The organism is Aggregatibacter actinomycetemcomitans (assembly GCF_023518055.1).
In the GTDB taxonomy this organism is placed as follows: domain Bacteria; phylum Pseudomonadota; class Gammaproteobacteria; order Enterobacterales; family Pasteurellaceae; genus Aggregatibacter; species Aggregatibacter actinomycetemcomitans.
The window spans coordinates 216340-234547 of sequence record NZ_CP085096.1 but is presented as its reverse complement, the minus strand read 5'-3'; the positions used below and the strand labels follow the sequence as shown (position 1 = coordinate 234547).

General features: G+C 44.2%; 18 protein-coding genes and 1 pseudogene. 10 read left to right on the top strand and 9 right to left on the bottom strand.

Annotated elements, in window-relative coordinates; translation table 11 throughout:
• Positions 1–10: 10 nt before the first annotated feature.
• From rplD to tnpA, 10 genes and pseudogenes are all read left to right on the top strand, one after another.
• Positions 11–613, top strand: coding sequence for a 50S ribosomal protein L4 (gene rplD, locus LIN98_RS01175; protein WP_005545485.1), 603 nt, complete (start codon positions 11–13; stop codon positions 611–613).
• Positions 610–912 carry a 50S ribosomal protein L23 gene (rplW, locus tag LIN98_RS01170; RefSeq protein WP_005545486.1) on the top strand — a complete coding sequence of 101 codons (303 nt, stop codon included), beginning with the start codon at positions 610–612 and terminating at the stop codon, positions 910–912. Before rplD ends, rplW begins: the two co-directional genes overlap by 4 nt.
• Before the next feature lie 20 nt (positions 913–932).
• On the top strand, positions 933–1754 hold the full coding sequence (gene rplB, locus LIN98_RS01165) for a 50S ribosomal protein L2 (RefSeq protein WP_249856136.1): 822 nt from the start codon (positions 933–935) through the stop codon (positions 1752–1754).
• A gap of 25 nt (positions 1755–1779) precedes the next feature.
• Positions 1780–2055: a 30S ribosomal protein S19 gene (rpsS, locus tag LIN98_RS01160; protein ID WP_005539416.1), complete on the top strand. Its 276-nt coding sequence runs from the start codon at positions 1780–1782 to the stop codon at positions 2053–2055.
• A 10-nt stretch (positions 2056–2065) separates the two neighbouring features.
• Positions 2066–2398 carry a 50S ribosomal protein L22 gene (rplV, locus tag LIN98_RS01155; protein WP_005539363.1) on the top strand — a complete coding sequence of 111 codons (333 nt, stop codon included), beginning with the start codon at positions 2066–2068 and terminating at the stop codon, positions 2396–2398.
• Between the two features lie 16 nt (positions 2399–2414).
• Positions 2415–3122 carry a 30S ribosomal protein S3 gene (gene rpsC, locus LIN98_RS01150; protein ID WP_005545489.1) on the top strand — a complete coding sequence of 236 codons (708 nt, stop codon included), beginning with the start codon at positions 2415–2417 and terminating at the stop codon, positions 3120–3122.
• A 13-nt stretch (positions 3123–3135) separates the two neighbouring features.
• Positions 3136–3546, top strand: a complete 411-nt coding sequence (gene rplP / locus LIN98_RS01145) for a 50S ribosomal protein L16 (protein ID WP_005539359.1) — start codon at positions 3136–3138, stop codon at positions 3544–3546.
• Positions 3546–3737 (top strand): 50S ribosomal protein L29, encoded by a 192-nt coding sequence (gene rpmC, locus LIN98_RS01140; protein WP_005539356.1) that lies wholly within the window; start codon positions 3546–3548, stop codon positions 3735–3737. Before rplP ends, rpmC begins: the two co-directional genes overlap by 1 nt.
• On the top strand, positions 3737–3994 hold the full coding sequence (rpsQ, locus tag LIN98_RS01135) for a 30S ribosomal protein S17 (protein WP_005539352.1): 258 nt from the start codon (positions 3737–3739) through the stop codon (positions 3992–3994). Before rpmC ends, rpsQ begins: the two co-directional genes overlap by 1 nt.
• 185 nt (positions 3995–4179) lie before the next feature.
• Positions 4180–4632, top strand: a pseudogene (gene tnpA / locus LIN98_RS01130) (IS200/IS605-like element ISAac1 family transposase).
• A 125-nt stretch (positions 4633–4757) separates the two neighbouring features.
• On the opposite strand, the gene rpoC reads toward tnpA, so the two are convergent.
• From rpoC to LIN98_RS01085, 9 genes are all read right to left on the bottom strand, one after another.
• A complete protein-coding gene (gene rpoC, locus LIN98_RS01125; RefSeq protein ID WP_005542575.1) occupies positions 4758–9026 on the bottom strand; it encodes a DNA-directed RNA polymerase subunit beta' in 4269 nt (1422 codons plus the stop codon).
• Between the two features lie 102 nt (positions 9027–9128).
• Entirely contained in the window at positions 9129–13157 is a 4029-nt protein-coding gene (rpoB, locus tag LIN98_RS01120; RefSeq protein WP_249856135.1) for a DNA-directed RNA polymerase subunit beta, read from the bottom strand.
• Positions 13158–13427: 270 nt separating this feature from the next.
• Positions 13428–13799: a 50S ribosomal protein L7/L12 gene (gene rplL / locus LIN98_RS01115; RefSeq protein WP_005542578.1), complete on the bottom strand. Its 372-nt coding sequence runs from the start codon at positions 13797–13799 to the stop codon at positions 13428–13430.
• 51 nt (positions 13800–13850) lie between these two features.
• Entirely contained in the window at positions 13851–14342 is a 492-nt protein-coding gene (gene rplJ, locus LIN98_RS01110) for a 50S ribosomal protein L10 (RefSeq protein WP_249856134.1), read from the bottom strand.
• A gap of 361 nt (positions 14343–14703) precedes the next feature.
• On the bottom strand, positions 14704–15393 hold the full coding sequence (rplA, locus tag LIN98_RS01105; RefSeq protein ID WP_005542586.1) for a 50S ribosomal protein L1: 690 nt from the start codon (positions 15391–15393) through the stop codon (positions 14704–14706).
• Positions 15394–15397: 4 nt separating this feature from the next.
• On the bottom strand, positions 15398–15826 hold the full coding sequence (rplK, locus tag LIN98_RS01100; RefSeq protein WP_005542594.1) for a 50S ribosomal protein L11: 429 nt from the start codon (positions 15824–15826) through the stop codon (positions 15398–15400).
• Between the two features lie 155 nt (positions 15827–15981).
• On the bottom strand, positions 15982–16533 hold the full coding sequence (gene nusG, locus LIN98_RS01095) for a transcription termination/antitermination protein NusG (RefSeq protein ID WP_005547787.1): 552 nt from the start codon (positions 16531–16533) through the stop codon (positions 15982–15984).
• A gap of 1 nt (position 16534) precedes the next feature.
• Positions 16535–16945: a preprotein translocase subunit SecE gene (gene secE / locus LIN98_RS01090; protein ID WP_005547784.1), complete on the bottom strand. Its 411-nt coding sequence runs from the start codon at positions 16943–16945 to the stop codon at positions 16535–16537.
• A gap of 441 nt (positions 16946–17386) precedes the next feature.
• A complete protein-coding gene (locus tag LIN98_RS01085; RefSeq protein ID WP_005547780.1) occupies positions 17387–18091 on the bottom strand; it encodes a putative quinol monooxygenase in 705 nt (234 codons plus the stop codon).
• Between the last annotated feature and the right edge of the window lie 117 nt (positions 18092–18208).

The window sequence follows — 18208 nt, the reverse complement described above, 5'->3', positions numbered from 1 at the left end:
GGAGATAGAGATGGAATTACAAGTTGTAGGTGCTAACGCACTCACTGTTTCTGAAACTACCTTCGGCCGTGAGTTTAACGAAGCATTGATTCACCAAGTTGTTGTTGCTTATGCAGCAGGTGCCCGTCAAGGTTCTCGTGCACAAAAAACTCGTGCTGAAGTGTCCGGTTCAGGTAAAAAACCTTGGCGTCAAAAAGGTACAGGTCGCGCTCGTTCAGGTGATATTAGATCACCAATTTGGCGTTCCGGTGGTGTCACTTTCGCAGCGAAACCACAAGATCACAGCCAAAAAGTGAACAAGAAAATGTACCGTGGTGCAATTAAGAGCATTCTTTCCGAGCTTGTTCGTCAAGATCGTTTAGTTGTTGTTGATAAATTTGAAATTGATGCACCAAAAACCAAAGTATTAGTACAAAAATTAAAAGAATTAGCACTGGAAGATGTGTTAATCATCACAGCAAGTTTAGATGAAAATCTATTCTTAGCAGCGCGTAACTTATATAAAGTAGATGTTCGTGATGCTCAAGGTATTGATCCGGTAAGTTTGATCGCTTTCGATAAAGTGGTTGTTACTGTGGATGCTGTGAAGCAAATTGAGGAGATGTTAGCATGAGTCAAGAACGTTTGCTAAAAGTGCTTAAAGCACCGCATATCTCTGAGAAAGCAACAAATAACGCTGAGAAGTCAAACACTATCGTTTTCAAAGTAGCTTTAGATGCAAATAAAGTAGAAATTACTAACGCAGTAGAGCAACTTTTTGAAGTGAAAGTGGATTCCGTTCGTACCGTAGTGGTGAAAGGTAAAACTAAACGCCGTGGTGCTAAGATCGGACGTCGCAGTGACTGGAAAAAAGCTTATGTTACACTTCAAGAAGGACAATCTTTGGACTTCGTTGAAGGTGCAGCAGAGTAATTACGGAGGAGTAGAAGATAATGGCTATCGTTAAATGTAAGCCGACCTCCGCTGGTCGTCGTCATGTTGTTAAAGTTGTTAACCCTGAATTGCACAAAGGTAAACCTTTCGCTGTGCTTTTAGATACTAAATCTAAAACCGGTGGTCGTAACAACTATGGTCGTATTACTACTCGTCACATCGGTGGCGGTCATAAGCAACACTATCGTTTAATTGATTTCAAACGTAATAAATTAGACATTCCTGGTGTTGTTGAGCGTTTAGAATACGATCCGAATCGTTCTGCAAATATCGCTTTAGTGCTTTATAAAGACGGTGAACGTCGTTATATCTTAGCGCCTAAAGGCTTGGCTGCAGGTGATCAAATCCAAGCGGGTGCGCATGCACCAATTAAAGTTGGTAATGCATTACCAATGCGCAATATTCCGGTTGGTTCTACCGTACATAACGTTGAATTAAAACCTGGTAAAGGCGGTCAAATTGCCCGCTCTGCAGGTAGCTATGTACAGATCATCGCCCGTGAAGGTAACTATGTTACTTTACGTCTTCGCTCCGGTGAAATGCGTAAAGTATTAGCTGAGTGTTCTGCAACCATCGGTGAAGTAGGTAACTCAGAGCATATGCTTCGCGTATTGGGTAAAGCAGGTGCTAATCGCTGGAGAGGTGTACGCCCTACAGTTCGTGGTACTGCAATGAACCCGGTAGATCACCCACATGGTGGTGGTGAAGGTCGTAACTTTGGTAAACACCCGGTAACACCTTGGGGCGTTCAAACCAAAGGTAAGAAAACTCGCCATAACAAACGTACTGATAAATATATCGTACGTCGTCGTGGTAAATAATTTTAAATTAATAAGAGGATAAGCCATGCCACGTTCTCTCAAGAAAGGTCCTTTCCTTGACCTACACTTGTTGAAGAAGGTAGAGAAGGCGGTGGAAAGCGGGGATAAAAAACCAATTAAAACCTGGTCCCGTCGTTCAATGATCATTCCATCAATGATCGGATTGACCATCGCAGTCCATAATGGTCGTCAGCATGTTCCTGTTTATGTTTCTGATGAAATGATCGGTCATAAATTAGGCGAATTTGCACCGACTCGTACTTACCGCGGTCATGCTGCGGACAAGAAAGCTAAGAAGTAAGGGGTAAAAGATGGAAACAATTGCAAAACATCGTTACGCTCGCACTTCAGCGCAAAAAGCTCGCTTAGTTGCGGATTTAATCCGTGGTAAGAAAGTTGCTCAAGCATTAGAAATTCTTACTTACACTAATAAAAAAGCCTCAGCTTTAGTGAAGAAAGTTCTTGAGTCAGCTATTGCAAATGCCGAGCACAATGACGGTGCAGATATCGATGATCTTAAAGTTGCGAAGATTTTCGTAGATGAAGGTCCAAGCATGAAACGTGTTATGCCACGTGCTAAAGGTCGTGCAGATCGTATTTTAAAACGTACAAGCCACATTACTGTGGTTGTGTCAGATCGTTAATCGTAGAGGAATAACAATGGGTCAAAAAGTACATCCACATGGTATTCGCCTGGGTATTGTAAAACCTTGGAGCTCTACTTGGTTTGCGAATACACAAGACTTCGCCGATAATCTTGAAGGCGATTTCAAAGTACGTCAATTCTTAAATAAAGAATTAGCGAATGCTTCAGTTTCACGTATTACTATTGAACGTCCTGCAAAGAGCATTCGTGTGACTATTCACACAGCCCGCCCTGGTATCGTAATTGGTAAGAAAGGTGAAGATGTTGAGAAATTGCGTAACGCAGTGGCAAAAATTGCCGGCGTTCCTGCACAAATCAATATTGCTGAAGTGAAAAAACCTGAATTAGATGCAAAATTAGTTGCAGATAGCATCGCTTCACAATTAGAACGTCGTGTAATGTTCCGTCGTGCTATGAAAAAAGCGGTACAAAATGCAATGCGTTTAGGCGCTAAAGGTATCAAAGTTGAAGTTAGCGGTCGTTTAGGCGGTGCAGAAATTGCTCGTTCTGAATGGTATCGTGAAGGTCGTGTACCTCTACATACATTGCGTGCGGACATCGACTATAACACTGCTGAAGCTCATACAACATACGGCGTAATCGGCGTTAAAGTATGGATCTTCAAAGGTGAGATTCTTGGTGGAATGGCTGCGCTAGCGCAACCGGAACAACAACCTACCGACAAGCCTAAAAAGGTTCCGCGCGGTAAAGGTCGTAAGTAAGGAGAATCGCTAAATGTTGCAACCAAAACGTACAAAATTCCGTAAAGTTCACAAAGGCCGTAACCGTGGTATCGCGGGCGGTACAGAAGTTAGCTTCGGTACTTTCGGTTTAAAAGCAGTTGGTCGTGGTCGTTTAACTGCGCGTCAAATTGAAGCCGCTCGTCGTGCTATGACTCGTGCAGTAAAACGTCAAGGTAAAATCTGGATTCGTGTATTCCCGGATAAACCAATTACTGAAAAACCATTAGAAGTCCGTATGGGTAAAGGTAAAGGTAACGTTGAGTACTGGGTAGCCTTAATCCAACCGGGTAAAGTTCTCTATGAAATGGATGGTGTGTCTGAAGAAATCGCAAGAGAAGCATTTGCACTAGCAGCTGCCAAATTGCCGGTTAAGACCACTTTCGTAACTAAGACGGTGATGTAATGAAAGCTCAAGAACTACGTACAAAAAGTGTTGAAGAGCTGAATGCTGAATTGGTTAACTTGTTAGGTGAGCAATTCAAGTTGCGTATGCAAGCAGCCACCGGTCAGCTTCAACAAACCCATCAGTTAAAACAAGTGCGTCGTAGTATTGCACAAATTAAAACTGTTCTAACCGAAAAGGCGGGTGAGTAATGACTGATAAAATTCGTAGCGTGCAAGGTCGTGTTGTAAGTGACAAGATGGAGAAATCTTTCGTTGTTGCTATTGAACGCAAGGTTAAACACCCACTTTATGGCAAGTTTATCCGTCGCACAACCAAACTACATGTGCACGATGAAAACAACGAAGCTAAATTAGGTGATTTAGTAGAAGTTCGCGAATGTCGTCCAATTTCTAAAACTAAATCATGGACTTTAGTTCGTGTAGTTGAGAAAGCAGTAATTGCTTAATTAACGATAAATAGAAGCCGATGATTTTATCATTGGCTTTTTTATTTATAGCTAGACAACGTCTAGCTATAAAAACCGTACGCTATGCATATGGAATCAAAGAGCTTAAGCGGTCAACATAAAAAATCCTCACTATATAAGAATAAGGCTGACAACCCAAATTCAAGATATAGGAGGATAAGTCAATGGTAAGTAAAGCCAATGACGATTCAAGTCTATCACATACCAAATGGAACTGTAAGTATCACATCGTCTTCACCCCGAAATATAGAAGAAAAGCCATTTACGGAAGGCTTAGAACGGATATAGGTAGCATATTAAGGCAGTTATGCGACTATAAAAATGTGGAAATAATAGAAGCGCACGCAATGAAAGAGCATATTCATATGCTTCTAAAAATTCCGCCGAAATTATCGGTATCAAGTTTTATGGGGTATTTAAAGGGAAAATCATTTGAAAGGCACGCAAACCTAAAATACAACTATGGTAACCGACATTTTTGGTCGAAAGGCTATTATGTAAGCACGGTAGGGCTAAATACAAAGGTAGTGTAGGAGTATATAAGGAATCAGGAAAAGGAAGACATGATTCAGGATAATTTATCGAAGAAAGAATATGTGGACCCCTTTAAGGGGTAGGTCATAGAGTTATTTCACGGTTGTTGGTTTTCATATGCCCTTTGAAGGGCATGTGAAGTACTAGGTCCTTATAGAGTAGCCTAAAAACCGCACGTTTTACGTGCGGATTGTTATTTACAGGAATCTTATTCCGCGTGATTGTCTTCTTCTACCATGTTTAACATTTCGGTTAAACTTGCTGACGCATCTTCGGAGGTCATCACGAATTCGGAAGCAATTTCTTCTTCATCCGCCGCCGATAATCTTACCGGCACCTCGTCATCCGCGATGGCTGTCGGGTTTTTATGGCGATTTCGGTGATACGCAAAACCGGTACCCGCCGGGATCAAACGACCTACGATGACGTTTTCTTTCAAGCCACGTAATTCATCGCGTTTACCGGCAACCGCCGCTTCCGTTAACACACGGGTGGTTTCCTGGAAGGAGGCCGCAGAGATGAAGGACTCGGTTGCCAAGGACGCTTTGGTGATACCCAATAATTCGCGTTCATATTCAACCGGCGGTTTGCCTTCTGCTTCGCGTTTGCGGTTAACGATTTTCACACGCGCCACTTCCACTTGTTCCCCTTCGAGGAATTCGGAGTCGTAGGCTTTGGTAACGATAGCTTTACGCAACATTTGGCGTACGATCACTTCGATGTGTTTATCGTTAATTTTTACCCCTTGTAAGCGGTAAACTTCCTGTACCTCGTTAACGATGTATTCGGTTACGGCATGGACACCTCGTAAACGTAAGATGTCATGTGGCGTTTCCGCACCGTCGGAGATTAAATCGCCGCATTGTACCATTTCACCTTCGAATACGTTCAGTTGACGCCATTTCGGGATCATTTCTTCGTACACTTCACCTTCCGTCGGGGTAATCAATAAGCGACGTTTACCTTTGGTTTCTTTACCGAAGGACACGATACCGGAAATTTCCGCCAAGATGGCAGGTTCTTTCGGTTTACGCGCTTCAAATAAATCCGCCACGCGCGGAAGACCGCCGGTAATATCTTTTGTTCCGACAGATTCTTGTGGAATACGTGCCAACGGGTCACCCACATGCACTTCCGCGCCGTCATCCAAGGTCACGATAGCCTTACTTGGCAAGAAATATTGTGCCGCAACGTCGGTGCCCGACACCAATACGTCATTCCCTTTCTCATCAACTAGTTTGATTGCAGGGCGCAGATCTTTACCGGCTGTGGCACGTTCACCCACGTCTTGTACCACGATAGAGGAAAGACCGGTGAGTTCGTCGGTTTGACGGGTGACGGTTAAACCGTCTACGATGTCCACGAATTTCACGAAACCGCCCACTTCAGAAATAACCGGCATGGTATGCGGATCCCAGTTAGCGATGGTTTCGCCTGCATTCACTTCTTGGTGATCGCCTTTGCTTAAAATCGCACCGTAAGGCACTTTATAGTGCTCTTTGGTACGTCCGAAATTATCCACAACGGTCAATTCGGTATTACGGGAAGTCAGCACCAATTTACCTTCGTTGTTCGTCACGAATTTTGCATTGGCTAAACGCAATGTGCCGTTGTTTTTCACTTGTACGCTGGATTCTTTGGCTGCCGCGGATGCCGCACCACCGATGTGGAACGTACGCATGGTTAACTGTGTACCCGGTTCACCGATAGATTGTGCCGCGATAACACCTACCGCTTCACCTTGGTTAATCAGGTGACCGCGCGCCAAGTCACGACCGTAACATTTCGCACAAACGCCGAAATCGGTGTTACAGGTTACGACGGAACGCACTTTTACGCTGTCCACGGAGTTTTCATCCAACACATCACAAAGTTTTTCATCAAGCAAGGTATTGCGTGGAATTAATACGTCTTCCGTACCCGGTTTTAAGATATCTTCCGCCGCCACACGACCTAATACCAATTCGCGCAGAGGAACTTTTTCGTCGCCACCTTCGATTAACGGGGTCATCACGATACCTTCGTGCGTACCACAGTCATCTTCGATGATCACTAAATCCTGTGCCACGTCAACCAAACGGCGGGTTAAGTAACCGGAGTTCGCGGTTTTCAACGCGGTATCCGCCAAACCTTTACGCGCACCGTGGGTAGAAATAAAGTATTGTAAAACGTTCAACCCTTCACGGAAGTTTGCAGTGATTGGGGTTTCGATAATGGAACCGTCCGGACGCGCCATCAAACCACGCATACCCGCCAACTGACGAATCTGTGCTGCGGAACCACGGGCACCGGAATCCGCCATCATAAAGATGCTGTTGAAAGAGGCTTGTTTTTCCGGTTTACCTTCACGGTTAATCACTTCTTCCGAAGACAGGTTTTCCATCATGGCTTTGGCAACGCGTTCATTGGCTGCCGCCCAAATATCAATCACTTTGTTATAACGTTCGCCCGCTGTCACAAGACCGGATTGGAATTGTTCCTGAATTTCGGCAACTTCTTCTTCCGCCGCAGAAATAATTTCGTATTTCTTCGCCGGAATCACCATGTCGTCGATACCCACGGAGGAACCGGAACGTGCCGCGTAAGCAAAACCGGTGTACATGATTTGGTCGGCGAACATGACGCTGGCTTTTAAGCCTAAGCGACGATAGCTTTCGTTAATTAACTTAGAAATGGCTTTTTTGCCAAGAGTTTGGTTAAACAAGCTAAACGGCATGCCTTTCGGCGCGATCATCCATAAGATGGCACGACCGATGGTAGTATCGGTTAGGGTTGTTTTCGGTTCAAACTCACCGGCGTCGTTTTTCACATATTCGGTAATACGCACTTTCACGCGGGAATGCAATTCTGCCTGACCGGTACGATAGGCTTTTTCCGCTTCGCGCGGATCTTGCAATAGCATACCTTCACCTTTACCGTTCACTTTTTCGCGGGTCATGTAGTAAAGCCCTAACACCACGTCTTGTGACGGAACGATAATCGGATCGCCGTTCGCCGGAGAAAGAATGTTATTGGTGGACATCATTAACGCACGCGCTTCTAATTGCGCTTCAAGCGTCAACGGAACGTGCACCGCCATTTGGTCACCGTCGAAGTCCGCGTTAAACGCCGCACAGACAAGCGGGTGCAATTGGATTGCTTTACCTTCGATTAAGATTGGTTCAAAGGCTTGAATACCCAAACGGTGAAGTGTCGGTGCACGGTTCAACAGAATCGGATGTTCGCGAATGACTTCCGCCAGAATATCCCAAACGATGGCGTCTTCGCGTTCCACCATTTTTTTCGCCGCTTTAATCGTTGTTGCATAACCACGACTTTCTAATTTCGCGTAGATAAACGGACGGAATAATTCCAATGCCATTTTCTTCGGCAAACCACATTGGTGTAAGTGCAAGTATGGACCCACGGTGATTACGGAACGACCGGAGTAGTCAACACGTTTACCCAACAAGTTTTGACGGAAGCGACCTTGTTTACCTTTAATCATATCCGCCAATGATTTTAACGGACGACGGTTAGAACCGGTGATGGCACGACCGCGACGACCGTTATCCAATAACGCGTCCACGGATTCCTGCAACATGCGTTTTTCGTTGCGCACGATAATATCCGGTGCGATAAGATCCAATAAACGTTTTAAACGGTTGTTACGGTTGATCACACGACGATATAAATCGTTCAAATCGGAAGTGGCGAAACGGCCGCCGTCTAACGGCACTAACGGACGTAAATCCGGCGGAAGTACCGGCAATACGGTCATCACCATCCATTCCGGTTTGTTGCCGGATTGCAGGAAAGCTTCTAATAATTTTAAGCGCTTCGTGATTTTCTTCCGTTTGGTTTCGGAATTGGTTTCTTGTAATTCTTCACGTAAATTTTCGCATTCCGCTTCTAAATCGATACCGCGCAATAACGCTTGGATCGCTTCCGCACCCATTTTTGCGTCGAACTCATCCTGCCAGCGGTCTTCCGCGTCAAGATATTGCTCTTCGGTTAATAACTGACCGCGTTCCAGATCGGTCATACCCGGTTCGATCACAATGTAAGATTCAAAATAAAGCACGCGTTCAATATCACGCAATGGCATATCTAACAACAAACCGATACGGGACGGCAGGGATTTTAAAAACCAAATGTGCGCCACCGGAGAGGCTAATTCGATGTGCCCCATACGTTCACGACGTACTTTGGTTTGAGTCACTTCAACGCCACATTTTTCACAAATCACGCCACGGTGTTTTAAGCGTTTGTACTTACCGCACAAACATTCGTAATCTTTTACCGGTCCGAAAATACGGGCACAGAAAAGACCGTCACGTTCCGGTTTAAAGGTACGATAGTTGATTGTTTCAGGCTTTTTAACTTCACCGTATGACCAAGAACGGATCATGTCAGGTGAGGCTAAACCGATTTTAATCACATCAAAATCTTCAGCGGTTTTTGATTGTGCTTTTAAAAACTTAACTAAGTCTTTCACAGATTTGCTCCTGTCGGAGTTAAACTTATTCAAGTGCGGTCGTTTTTCAAAACGTTTTTAACATCGACCGCACTTGGGCTCAATAGGGGTCAATACCCTGACTTATTCTTCGTCCAAGTCGATGTTGATACCAAGTGAACGGATTTCTTTCATGATTACGTTGAAAGATTCCGGTGTACCCGGATCCATTTGTTGGTTGCCGCTGACGATGTTTTTATACATCTTCGTACGACCGTTCACGTCATCGGATTTCACGGTTAACATTTCTTGTAAGGTATAAGCCGCACCATAAGCCTCAAGTGCCCACACCTCCATTTCACCGAAACGTTGACCACCGAACTGCGCCTTACCGCCCAACGGTTGTTGGGTAACAAGACTATAAGAACCGGTTGAACGCGCGTGCATTTTGTCATCAACCAAGTGATTCAATTTGAGCATATACATATAACCTACGGTTACCGGACGCTCGAATTTTTCACCTGTGCGACCATCATAAAGGGTAATTTGACCGGAAGTCGGTAAACCACCAAGCTCTAACAAACCTTTGATTTCTTTTTCATGTGCACCGTCAAATACCGGTGTAGCAACCGGCAAACCTTTACGCAGATTTTGCGCCAAACGCATCACTTCTTCATCGGTAAAGGTGCTGAGATCCACTTTTTGTGAACCGCCGCCAAGGTCATAGGCTTTTTGCATGTATTCACGCAATTTCGCGATAGATTGTTGTTGTTTAATCATCGCGTTAATTTGATCGCCAATACCTTTCGCCGCCAAACCTAAGTGAGTTTCCAAGATTTGACCGATATTCATACGGGACGGAACGCCCAGCGGGTTCAATACGATCTCAACAGGTTGACCGTTTTCATCGTATGGCATGTCTTCCACCGGGTTAATTTTGGAGATAACCCCTTTGTTACCGTGACGACCCGCCATTTTATCACCCGGTTGAATTTGACGTTTCACCGCAAGATACACTTTAACCACTTTTAACACGCCCGGTGCCAAATCGTCGCCTTGGATAATCTTGTTGCGTTGAATTTCCAATTTACGTTCAAATTCTTTGCGTAATTCTTCGTGCTGTTCCGCCAACTGCTCTAATTGGTGTTGTTTTTCTTCGTTATCTAAAGTTTGTTCCAACCATTTAGTGCGGTCTAATTTATCCAAGGATTTCGCATCGAAACCGCCGGATAACAACAGATTGCGTACGCGCATAAACAAGCCGGCTTCCAAGATCTCAAACTCTTCGCTCAAATCTTTTTTCGCTTGTTTTAATTGCATTTCTTCAATTTCTAACGCACGTTTGTCTTTTTCCACACCATCGCGGGTAAACACTTGCACATCGATAACCGTACCGGAAACACTGTTTGGTACGCGTAGAGAGGAGTCTTTCACATCGGAGGCTTTTTCACCGAAGATCGCACGCAATAATTTTTCTTCCGGCGTTAATTGGGTTTCACCTTTCGGTGTCACTTTACCTACCAGAATATCGCCGCCTTTCACTTCCGCACCGATATACACGATACCGGATTCGTCCAACTTACTTAGTGCGGCTTCACCGACGTTAGGAATATCTGCGGTAATTTCTTCCGCGCCTAATTTGGTATCACGCGCTACACAAGAAAGTTCTTGGATGTGAATCGTGGTGAAGCGATCTTGTTGAACCACACGTTCGGAGACTAACATGGAGTCTTCGAAGTTATAACCGTTCCACGGCATGAACGCCACGCGAATGTTTTGACCTAATGCCAATTCACCTAAATCGGTGGAAGGACCGTCTGCCAAGATTTCACCGCGTTCCACCGGATCGCCCAGTTCCACACAAGGAATTTGGTTGATACAGGTATTTTGGTTCGAACGGGTATATTTAATGAGGTTATAAATATCAATACCGGCTTCGCCCGCGACAGTTTCGTCTTCATTGACTTTCACCACGATGCGGGAAGCATCCACATATTGGATGGTACCGCCGCGTTTTGCCACAACCGCCACACCGGAGTCAAGGGCAACCGCTTTTTCGATACCTGTACCGACTAACGGTTTGTCCGCACGCAATGTCGGCACGGCTTGACGTTGCATGTTCGCCCCCATCAAAGCACGGTTCGCATCGTCATGCTCCAGGAACGGAATCAATGCCGCCGCTACGGAAACCACTTGTTGGGTAGAAACGTCCATATAGTGAATTTCTTCCGGTTTATATAAGCCGGATTCACCATGTTCACCACGACAGGTTACAAAGGCATCGGTAAAGCGGAAATCATCATCAAGATTGGAGTTCGCCTGTGCGATAACGTATTTGCCTTCTTCAATGGCAGACAAATATTCGATTTCTTCGGTCACCTGACCATTTACTACTTTACGGTACGGAGTTTCTAAGAAACCGTAGTCGTTAGTACGCGCATAAACGGAAAGGGAGTTGATCAAACCGATGTTCGGACCTTCAGGGGTTTCAATCGGACACACACGACCGTAGTGGGTGGCGTGTACATCACGCACTTCAAAACCGGCACGTTCACGGGTTAAACCGCCCGGACCCAATGCGGAAATGCGGCGTTTATGGGTCACTTCCGATAACGGGTTGTTTTGGTCCATAAATTGAGACAATTGGGATGAACCAAAGAATTCTTTCACCGCGGCGGAAATCGGTTTCGCATTGATTAGATCTTGCGGGGTAACAGCTTCCAGATCACCTAAAGATAAGCGTTCTTTTACCGCGCGTTCAACACGAACCAAGCCGATACGGAATTGATTTTCCGCCATTTCACCTACGGAACGAATACGACGGTTACCCAAGTGGTCAATATCATCCACTTCACCACGGCCATTACGGATATCAATCAATTTTTTCATCACACTGACAATATCTTCATTGCTTAAGGTGCCACCACCAGTGGTTTCTTCAATGCCTAAAGAGCGGTTGAATTTCATGCGCCCTACCGCAGATAAGTCATAACGATCGGAAGAGAAGAATAAATTATCGAATAACGCTTCCGCCGCTTCTTTTGTCGGTGGTTCGCCCGGACGCATCATGCGATAAATTTCCACCAAAGCGCTTAAACGATCGTTCGACGGATCAACACGCAGGGTTTCGGAAATATACGGACCGTAATCCAAGTCATTGGTAAATAGAGTTTCCAGCGTGGTATAACCGGCTTGTGCCAATTTCGCCAATAATTCAAGAGAAAGTTCCATATTCGCCGGGCAAATTAATTCGCCGGTTTCTAAATCTACATAATCTTTCGCGGCAACTTTCCCGATAATATATTCGGTTGGCACTTCCACCTGAGTGACTTTATCTTTTTCCAACGCTTTAATGTGACGGGCGGTAATACGACGACCGCGTTCTACATACACCTTGCCTTTGGTTTCAATATCAAAGGCGGCGATTTCACCACGTAGGCGTTCCGGCACTAACGTCATCAACAATTTGTTATCTTTGATTTCAAAAGTAATTTTATAAAAGAAAAGATCTAAGATTTGTTCGGTGGTGTAGCCTAAAGCACGCAAAATAATGGTTGCCGGTAATTTACGACGGCGGTCAATACGTGCGTATAAGTTATCTTTCGGATCAAACTCAAAATCCAACCATGAACCACGGTAAGGAATAATGCGTGCATTATAAAGCACTTTACCTGAAGAGTGGGTTTTGCCTTTGTCGCTATCAAAAAATACACCCGGACTGCGGTGTAATTGAGACACGATAACACGCTCGGTACCGTTAATCACAAAAGTACCGTTATCGGTCATCAACGGGATTTCACCCATGTAAACTTCTTGTTCTTTAATATCTTTGATCGTGCCCGGTGCTGCGTCTTTGTCATAGCTGACTAAACGCAATTTTACACGCAATGGTGCCGCATAGGTCGTGCCGCGAATTTGACATTCACGCACATCAAATACAGGCTCGCCTAATTGATAGCTGACATATTGTAATTCGGTATTTCCGTTCGTACTGACAATTGGGAAGACGGAGCGGAAAGCGGCTTCTAAGCCTTGTTGACCATCCGGATCTCTTTTAATAAATTTCTCAAAAGAGTCGATCTGGATTGTTAATAAATAGGGAATATTTAAAACTTGCGGACGTTTGCCGAAGTCTTTACGAATTCGTTTTTTCTCGGTATAGGAGTAAACCATAGGGTTCCTCTGCTTGCTGTTCAGTGACCCACAATCAACACACAATAATTTGGGCAAATATTGGTGATAATGTATTAGATACCGTTTTAGATGACCGCACTATGAACCTTACTTCTTGAGTGGGCATGATTCAAATTAACATGCTTGATTTAATTTGAGGAAACAAAAGTAATCAAACGGCAAATTTACTTCTGTTTTTGATAGCACAAAATGGCTGATGGTTACCCACCAGCCATTTAGCCTGAGAAACAGGACGAAATCGAATCAAAATTATTTGATTTCTACTTTCGCGCCAGCTTCTTCTAATTCTTTCTTAAGTGCTTCTGCTTCTGCTTTAGCGATACCTTCTTTCAATACAGCCGGTGCAGATTCAACTAAGTCTTTAGCTTCTTTCAAGCCTAAACCGGTTGCACCACGTACTGCTTTGATTACCGCTACTTTGTTAGCGCCTGCTTCAGCAAGAACTACGTCGAATTCAGTTTTCTCTTCTGCTGCCGCTACTGCGCCACCTGCCGGAGCTGCTGCTACTGCTGCCGCTGCTGAAACGCCGAATTTTTCTTCCATCGCTGCGATTAATTCAACGATTTCGGTTACAGATTTAGAAGCAATCGCTTCAATGATTTGTTCGTTAGTTAATGACATAACAATCAATTCCTAAAGTAAATAAAGTTAATTGGATGAAGAAACGCTTGATTAAGCCGCTTCTTGTAATTTGTCGCGTAATGCCGCAAAAGTGCGAACAAGTTTGCCTGCCGCAGCTTCTTTCATTGTGCCCATTAAACGTGCAATTGCTTCGTCGTAAGTCGGTAATGTTGCTAAGAATTCAATATCTTGGATCTTACCTTCAAAGGCTGCACCTTTAAGTTCAAACTTATCGTTTGCTTTAGCAAATTCTTTGAACAAACGTGCTGCAGCACCAGGATGTTCATTAGAGAATGCGATAAGTGTCGGACCGGTGAAAGCGTCTTTCAAACACTCGAATTCAGTGCCTTCTACCGCACGACGTAATAAAGTATTACGAACAACGCGCATAGAAACACCGGCTTCGCGTGCAGATTTACGCAATTCGGTCATTTTATCTACGGTGACACCACGGGAATCCGCGATCACGGCAGAAAGGGCACCTTTGGCTGCTTCATTTACTTCGGCAACAATTGCTTGTTTGTCTTGAAGATTTAATGCCATTGGCTGTTAGCTCCTGAATACACTCCGATTGCTCGGAATTTAGATACCTAATAAAACTGCTATTAGGACGAACTCGGTGCACAGAAGCAAGAAAATTCTTATTCTGTTCACCATCTACGTAGGATAATTAAGATTGCTCCCCTACGGTCTTGGACGGGGCTTGAATGAGGTCAAGCACCAACCAGAAATGCTAAACCGCAAGTAAACTGCGGTCTAAAAGGGACATGGATTATAACGACCGAAACGGCATTTGTAAAGCCTGGTGATAAAAAATCATCAATTCGCCCGTGATAAACGTCGCAAAAAATAACCGCACTTTTACTTTTAAAAGTGCGGTTATTTTTCATTGTATTTCTACAGATTAAAGTGAAGCTTGATCAATCGCTACACCGGCACCCATCGTGGTAGAAAGGCTCACTTTCTTAATGAAGATACCTTTGGATGTTGTGGGTTTCGCTTTGGTTAAAGCGGCTAACAGCGCTTGAAGGTTTTCTTTTAATTGATCTTCGGAGAAGTTTGCTTTACCGATAGTGGTGTGGATGATACCGTTTTTATCGTTACGATAACGGATTTGACCGGATTTCGCGTTTTTAACCGCTTCGGCAACGTTTGGTGTTACGGTACCCACTTTCGGGTTTGGCATTAAGCCGCGCGGGCCTAATACTTGACCTAATTGACCGACAACACGCATTGCATCAGGAGAAGCGATAACAACGTCAAAGTTCATTTCGCCTTTCTTAATTTGCTCTGCTAAATCTTCCATACCGACTAAATCTGCACCGGCTGCTTTAGCCGCTTCTGCGTTTGCACCTTGAGTGAACACAGCAACGCGAACTTCACGACCGGTACCATGTGGTAATACAGTTGCGCCACGCACGTTTTGATCGGATTTACGTGGGTCGATACCCAAGTTTACGGCAACGTCAACGCTTTCAACGAATTTAGCGGTCGCGAATTGCTTTAATAATGCGATAGCTTCGTTGATTTCGTATGCTTTAGTAGAATCCACGCCAGCTTTGATTGCTTTCATTTTTTTAGTCAATTTAGCCATCGTATTACTCCTCTACCACTAAGCCCATTGAACGAGCAGTACCGGCGATTGATTTCATTTTGGTTTCGATAGTTGCACCGGTCATATCGGCTGCTTTGGTTTCAGCGATTTGACGGATTTGATCTAGAGTTACTTTACCCACTTTATCCTTATTCGGTTTACCGGAACCGGATTTGATGCCTGCCGCTTTTTTCAATAACACGGCTGCCGGTGGAGTTTTGGTTACGAAAGTGAATGAACGGTCTGCATAAACAGTGATAACAACCGGAATCGGTAAACCTTTTTCTAAGCTCTCGGTACGAGCGTTAAATGCTTTACAGAATTCCATGATATTCACACCTTGTTGACCTAATGCGGGACCGACCGGTGGAGACGGGTTTGCCATACCGGCTGCAACTTGCAGCTTAACGTAGGCTTGGACTTTTTTTGCCATTTTAGTTTCCTCTGAATGGGTGATAACGCTATTGCTAGCTCCCCTGTTGTTAAAAAGGCTGCATTCTAATCAAATACAACCGGCTTTTCAAGTAAAACGCCGAAAAAATCGACCGCACTTTCCCAAAAGTGCGGTAGAAAATTCATGTGTTTTTACTAGTTATTTTTTTCTACCTGACCGAACTCAAGTTCAACCGGCGTAGCACGGCCGAAAATAGACACGGACACTTTCAAACGACCTTTTTCGTAATCGACCTCTTCCACTGTACCGTTGAAATCTATAAACGGCCCTTCGGTTACACGCACTTCTTCGCCCGGCTGGAATGTCGTTCTTGGTTTCGGTTTGTCGTTGCTTTGTTCCAAGCGATTTAAAATAATATCCGCTTCACGACTGCTGATTGGTGCCGGCTTATCTGGTGTACCGCCGATAAAACCCATCACCCGCGGCACACTGCGCACCAAGTGCCAAGTGTCATCATTCATTTCCATCTGTACCAGCACATAACCCGGGAAATATTTACGTTCGCTTTTACGACGTTTACCCGCTACATTTTCAACAACCTCTTCCGTCGGCACCAACACCTCGCCGAATTGATCTTCCATATTGTGAAGTTTAATGTATTCACGCAATGTGGTTGCTACTCGTGCTTCAAAACCGGAGAACGCCTGCAATACATACCAACGTTTTTTGTTTGCGGTTTCGGTCATTTTAGAATCTCCAGTCGGTTAAAAAGGTAATAATGCTGACGATAATTGAATCTAACCCCCAAAGGATTAAAGACACAAACACGGTGACACCAACAACCATCAATGTGGTTTGCGTCGCTTCCGGACGGGTCGGCCAGACAATTTTGCGCAATTCGGTACGGGCATCTTTAAAGAAGCCAAGGGCTTTTCCGCCTTGGTTGGTGCTCGCTGCGACACCTAAAGAGACTGACAGCAAGACAACAATTGCAACCACGCGAATCGGCGTAGAATATTGGTCTTGGAAATAAATATTACCAAATGCGGCCACTGCAATGATCAATACTGTCAGCAACCATAAAAAAATGTTTAATCCCTTAGCTTTTTCAATGGGAGCCTCAGGTGCATTTTTCTTTTTCTCAATCTCTAATGCCATAAAAATTTATCCATTAATGTAACTTAAAAACGGGGATCCTTCTTCGAACGCAGGATTATAGCAGCTAATTTTCCAGTTTCATAATTAAAATTACGGATTTGCTCAAGTATTTCAAGCCCTGTGATTTTGAATAAAAGTATCATGCAAATTTAGTCGCATTCTATTTAATGCAATAAAATGTGGGTTTGCCTTTGTGCAAAACACCAAGTATTAATGAAAAAATAAACAGATGAATCAGTTAATTGCAGTCAAATCAGCGGACTTTTTACCGCAACCGGAGCATTAGTCTGCCACCGTGCTGACCACTAGCATTTCTCTGTCGATAAAGCAAATTATGAAGACAAGTTCATGACAGCAAGCGACAAGTCTGCTTTAATAAATAAAATCATGGCGATTGTTGATAATAGTTTTAAGGGATCGGTTTTCAGACAATTTTGCATGTTATGGTTTTTCAAACTGCAAACCACCTTTGTTCCCTAGATATGTCGGTTGAATCTCGATACTTTGCTTATCTACCAACATCTCGGCGGTTTGTTTCAAATAATCTTTAAAATGCGGTGTTTCTCGGTGTGCCGCATAGGCATCGTCGTTTGCATAGATTTCAAAGAACATCCATTTATTCGGATTTTCCTGTGCTGTGGCGGCATACATTGCAATGACGCCGTCTTCTACTTTTAACGATTGCGCCATTTCAGCCAGCACAATAGCTTTAAATTTGTCATTTTCCGACGGTTTCACCTCCACCATGACTAAATTCGTCCGGGTGTTGGCAGTTTGCTCAACTTTCTTATCGGCTAAAAATTGCGGAGTTAGCACTGTGCGCTTTTTGTGATCCGTTAAAATCTCAGGAGAGGCGGTTAAAAACGCCTTGTATTGCGGTGAAGTGCGGTGGATTTCGTAGGCGTTTTGATCGGCATAAATTTCCACCATATACGCCATATTCGCATCAGCTTTTTGTTTCACCGAATGCATTGCCAGTGTGCCCTTTTCCGTTTGCATCGAGGTTTTGATGTTCTGTTCGCCCACTGCTTCATATTGCGCGTTTTTGCCCGGCTGAATGCCCAGTTCAAACAGATTGATAATCGGCGCGGCTTGTGCGGTCATTGCCATGCTCATAACTCCTAAAAGTGCGGTCAGTTTTTTCATTGTTTTTCCTTATACGATAATCAGTGGTAATAAATTACCCACAGACAAAAAAGATAGGGCATTATTTGTACTATCCACGCGGCAGCCAAGTCCCCACCAACAGCTCTGTTTCGAATT

Coding starts and splice junctions, on each gene's coding strand:
- rplD (WP_005545485.1), top strand. CDS start 11: ATGGAATTACAAGTTGTAGGTGCTAACGCACTCACTGTTTCTGAAACT.
- rplW (WP_005545486.1), top strand. CDS start 610: ATGAGTCAAGAACGTTTGCTAAAAGTGCTTAAAGCACCGCATATCTCT.
- rplB (WP_249856136.1), top strand. CDS start 933: ATGGCTATCGTTAAATGTAAGCCGACCTCCGCTGGTCGTCGTCATGTT.
- rpsS (WP_005539416.1), top strand. CDS start 1,780: ATGCCACGTTCTCTCAAGAAAGGTCCTTTCCTTGACCTACACTTGTTG.
- rplV (WP_005539363.1), top strand. CDS start 2,066: ATGGAAACAATTGCAAAACATCGTTACGCTCGCACTTCAGCGCAAAAA.
- rpsC (WP_005545489.1), top strand. CDS start 2,415: ATGGGTCAAAAAGTACATCCACATGGTATTCGCCTGGGTATTGTAAAA.
- rplP (WP_005539359.1), top strand. CDS start 3,136: ATGTTGCAACCAAAACGTACAAAATTCCGTAAAGTTCACAAAGGCCGT.
- rpmC (WP_005539356.1), top strand. CDS start 3,546: ATGAAAGCTCAAGAACTACGTACAAAAAGTGTTGAAGAGCTGAATGCT.
- rpsQ (WP_005539352.1), top strand. CDS start 3,737: ATGACTGATAAAATTCGTAGCGTGCAAGGTCGTGTTGTAAGTGACAAG.
- rpoB (WP_249856135.1), bottom strand. CDS start 13,157: ATGGTTTACTCCTATACCGAGAAAAAACGAATTCGTAAAGACTTCGGC.
- rplL (WP_005542578.1), bottom strand. CDS start 13,799: ATGTCATTAACTAACGAACAAATCATTGAAGCGATTGCTTCTAAATCT.
- rplJ (WP_249856134.1), bottom strand. CDS start 14,342: ATGGCATTAAATCTTCAAGACAAACAAGCAATTGTTGCCGAAGTAAAT.
- rplA (WP_005542586.1), bottom strand. CDS start 15,393: ATGGCTAAATTGACTAAAAAAATGAAAGCAATCAAAGCTGGCGTGGAT.
- rplK (WP_005542594.1), bottom strand. CDS start 15,826: ATGGCAAAAAAAGTCCAAGCCTACGTTAAGCTGCAAGTTGCAGCCGGT.
- nusG (WP_005547787.1), bottom strand. CDS start 16,533: ATGACCGAAACCGCAAACAAAAAACGTTGGTATGTATTGCAGGCGTTC.
- secE (WP_005547784.1), bottom strand. CDS start 16,945: ATGGCATTAGAGATTGAGAAAAAGAAAAATGCACCTGAGGCTCCCATT.
- LIN98_RS01085 (WP_005547780.1), bottom strand. CDS start 18,091: ATGAAAAAACTGACCGCACTTTTAGGAGTTATGAGCATGGCAATGACC.